General features: G+C 77.8%; 3 protein-coding genes and 1 tRNA gene. 2 read left to right on the top strand and 2 right to left on the bottom strand.

All coding sequences use genetic code 11. The annotated features are described in order from the left end of the window. The first annotated feature begins 218 nt into the window (after positions 1-218). Both SSBG_RS34435 and SSBG_RS09200 read left to right on the top strand, forming a co-directional pair. Positions 219-1367: a peptidoglycan-binding protein gene (locus SSBG_RS34435; RefSeq protein ID WP_234010446.1), complete on the top strand. Its 1149-nt coding sequence runs from the start codon at positions 219-221 to the stop codon at positions 1365-1367. After that, positions 1364-2161 (top strand): hypothetical protein, encoded by a 798-nt coding sequence (locus SSBG_RS09200; protein ID WP_008745904.1) that lies wholly within the window; start codon positions 1364-1366, stop codon positions 2159-2161. Before SSBG_RS34435 ends, SSBG_RS09200 begins: the two co-directional genes overlap by 4 nt. Before the next feature lie 48 nt (positions 2162-2209). Here the strand turns inward: SSBG_RS09200 and SSBG_RS09195 are convergent. After that, a tRNA-Lys gene (locus SSBG_RS09195) sits at positions 2210-2283 on the bottom strand. Positions 2284-2404: 121 nt separating this feature from the next. After that, a complete protein-coding gene (locus tag SSBG_RS09190) occupies positions 2405-3127 on the bottom strand; it encodes an IclR family transcriptional regulator domain-containing protein (protein WP_050776745.1) in 723 nt (240 codons plus the stop codon). Between the last annotated feature and the right edge of the window lie 213 nt (positions 3128-3340).

The following is a 3340-nucleotide window of genomic DNA, read 5'->3' as shown; positions in this document are numbered from 1 at the left end:
CTCGCGGCGCCCGAACCGCCGGGCCTCGCGACCCCCGGGACCGCGCCCGGCACGGACGGGACACCGGCCACGGGCGCCGCGCGAGGTGCGGACGAGGCGTCGGGTGCGGCGCCGCGCGAGGTGCGGACGAGGCGCCGGGTGCGGACGAGGCCCCGGGTACGGGCGAGGAGCCCGCCGCGACGGGTGCGCGCGGGCCGGGTGCCCCCGGAGCGCCCGCCGTGCGGCGCGAGGCGACCGGCCCCGACGAGGCGGCGGCGCGGCGTGAGGCCGCGGGCACGCGGGACGGCGCGGCGGGTACCCCTGCGTACGGGCGCGGCGCGACGGGTCCCGACGAGGCGGCGGCGCGGCGTGAGGCCGCGGGCACCCGGGACGGCGCGGCGGGCGCCCCCGCCTCCGCGCGGCGCGCGACGGGCCCGGAGGAGGCGAAGGCGCGGCGTGAGGCCGGTCTCGCGACCGCCTCGCGCGAGGCCGTGCGGGACACCGGGGCGAGCGGCCCGCGTACCGGCGCCCGTTCCGCCGCGTTCGTCCGCCCGGCCGCCGCGCCCCGCGAGCCCTCGGCCACCCAGGAGGGCGAACATCCCGGCGGCTACGGGGACCCGGACGACCCGTCCGCGGGCCCGAAGACCCCGCAGGGCAGCACCGAGCCGCTGCACACGGGCGGCGGAGCGTCCGCGCCCGGCACCGTCACCCGCGCGCAGATCATCGACCGGGCCCGCGCCTGGCTCGCCGCGAAGGTGCCGTACAGCATGAGCGCCTACCGCTCCGACGGATACCGGCAGGACTGCTCGGGCTTCGTCTCCATGGCCTGGGACCTGGGCTCCAACCAGTGGACGGGCTCCCTCGCCTCCTTCGGCGAGCGCATCACGAAGGACGAGCTCAAGCCGGGGGACATGCTGCTCTTCCACAACGCGAAGAACCCCGCGGACGGCTCGCACGTCACGCTCTTCGGCGGCTGGACGGACGCCGCGCACACGAAGTACACGGCGTACGAGCAGACCCCGCCGCGCACCCGCAGCCGGACCACGCCGTACGCGTACTGGACCAACTCCGCGCGCTACGTCCCCTACCGCCCGAAGAACCTCGCGGGCGGCAGCGCCGGACCGCAGTCCGGCGCCTTCCCCGGCGCCGCCGCCTTCGGGCCGGGCCGGTCGGGGCCGCACGTGACCCGGCTCGGCGAGATGCTCGTCGCGCGCGGCGCGGGCCGCTCCTACCGGGTCGGTCCCGGACCGCGCTGGACCGAGGCGGACCGCCGCGCGACCGCCGCCTTCCAGCGGGCGCAGGGCTGGCGCGGCACGGGCGCGGACGGCATCCCGGGACCGCGCACGTGGGCGTACCTCGTGGGCGGCAAGGGCGAGGACGTGCGATGACGGCGACACCGGCCGTACCGGCGGCCCGCGAGAACACCGCGCCGCGCACCCCCGCGCCGCGTCCCGCCGTCCCCGCCGAGCGGGTCGCGCGCACGCTCCCGGGCTGGGGCGCGCTCCTGCTCGCCGTGCTCGCGGGAGCGCTCGCGCTCGCCGCCCTCGTACGGGTCGCCGCCACCGGCTCCTGGCCGGCGACGGGCCTCGCGCTCGGCTGCGGGCTGCTCGCCGTCTGCGCGGGGGCCGGGGTGCAGCGGGTGCGCCCCGGCACGGCCCACGTGCTGACGCTCGCGGGGCGCTACCGGGGGACGGTGCGGCGCACGGGGCTGGTGTGGGCGGACCCGCTGCCGCGCCGCGTGCCGGTGGATCTCGCGCTGCGCCACTGGCGCTGCGGGCCCTTCGTGGTGGGCGAGGGCGAGCGGGTCTCGCTGCTCGTCGTGTGGCAGGTCGCGGCCCCCTCCCGCGCCGCCTTCGCCGTCGAGAACGCGGCGGACTACCTGTGCGACGCGGTGGAGTCCGCCGCCGGGGCGGTACGGGACGAGGCGGCGCTCACCGCGCGTGTCGCCGCCGAGGCCGCGGCCGTGGGCCTCACGGTCCACACGGTCCGCCCGCTGCGCACCGAGCCGGCCCCGCACGTGGCGCTGCTGGACACGGTGGAACGCACCGTGACGGGTCTCACGGCACGCGGGCTGCTCGGCGACGACCCCTCGGAGCGCAGGGCGATGGTGCGGGCGCTGACGGTGGCGCTCACGGCGAAGAGTGAGCCGCCGGGGCCGACGGGGCCGGAGAGCGGCGGCTGAGCGCGACGAGAAAGGCCCCCCGAGTGATCGGGGGGCCTTCTCTGTCGGTGCGCCGCCAGGGACTCGAACCCCGGACCCGCTGATTAAGAGTCAGCTGCTCTAACCAACTGAGCTAGCGGCGCCTGCTGACCTGGAAATCATACCCAAGGTTTCGGGGTGCTCCCGACCACCTCCCGACCACCTCCCGACCACCTCCCGGCCGGGCCCCGCCGCGCGCCGCCGGCCCCTCCCCGGCCCGGCGGCTCAGATCGTCAGCGAGAGCAGGACGGGGGCCGAGCCCCTGCTCAGCGCGGCCGCCGCCGCGTGGAGACGGTGGGCGTGCCGGGCCGGGAGGGAGAGGGCGAGGCAGGCGACGGTGGGGCCGGTGCTCACCGGGACCGCCGCGCACACCGTGCCGACCGCGTACTCCTGGACGTCGAGCACGGGCACGGCGGGCGAGCGCTCCTCCAGCCCGCCGAAGAGGGCGCGGGTGTCGGTGATGGTGCGGGCGGTGAAGCGGGCCGGGCGGTGCCGGGACAGGTGCTCGCGGCGGGCGTCGGGGCCGAGCTGCGACAGGAGCGCCTTGCCGACCGCGCTCGCGTGGCCCGTCGAGCGGAAGTCCACCCACTCGTGCACGCGCGGGGTCTCGGGGGTGTCGGCGACGCCGGTCACGGTGATCTCGCCGTCCACGTAGCGGCCCATGTACACGGCGGCGTTCACCTCCTCGCGCAGCCGGTCCAGGAGACTCTGGAGGTGGCCGCGGATCGCGCACTCGCTGTTGAGCGAGGAGCCGCCGAGCAGCGAGAGCGACTCGCCCGTCACATAGGCGCCGTCGTCGAGCAGGCGCGCGTACCCCTGGCCGCACAGCATCGCGAGGAGCGCGCCGAGCCGGTCCGCGTCGAACCCGGTCGCGGCGGACAACTCGGCGGTACGGGCCCCGCCCGCGCGGCGCGAGAGCGTTTCGAGCACCCGCAGGGCGTCCTGCACCGACTGCTGGGCGCGGGTCCTGCGCGGCGGTACGGAGAGCGAAGGCACGGAGTCCCCCTGACGGCGGCGTGACGGCCGGTCGAGCCCGACCGCCGTCACGATAGTGCGGTGGGGGCGCACGGGGGTGGTACTTGGGGGGATTGGGCGCTGGCGCGAAAGGGGAGCGGGCTACTCTGGCCAGGGGGTACGGCTTTGGCGTATGCGCGAGAGGGG

The sequence above is a fragment of the Streptomyces sp. SPB074 genome (assembly GCF_000154905.1).
Taxonomy (GTDB): domain Bacteria; phylum Actinomycetota; class Actinomycetes; order Streptomycetales; family Streptomycetaceae; genus Streptomyces.
This window is presented reverse-complemented; position numbering and strand designations above follow the sequence as displayed.

Excerpts from the sequence above, each read along its gene's own strand:
- SSBG_RS09200 (WP_008745904.1), top strand. The coding sequence starts at position 1,364 with ATGACGGCGACACCGGCCGTACCGGCGGCCCGCGAGAACACCGCGCCG.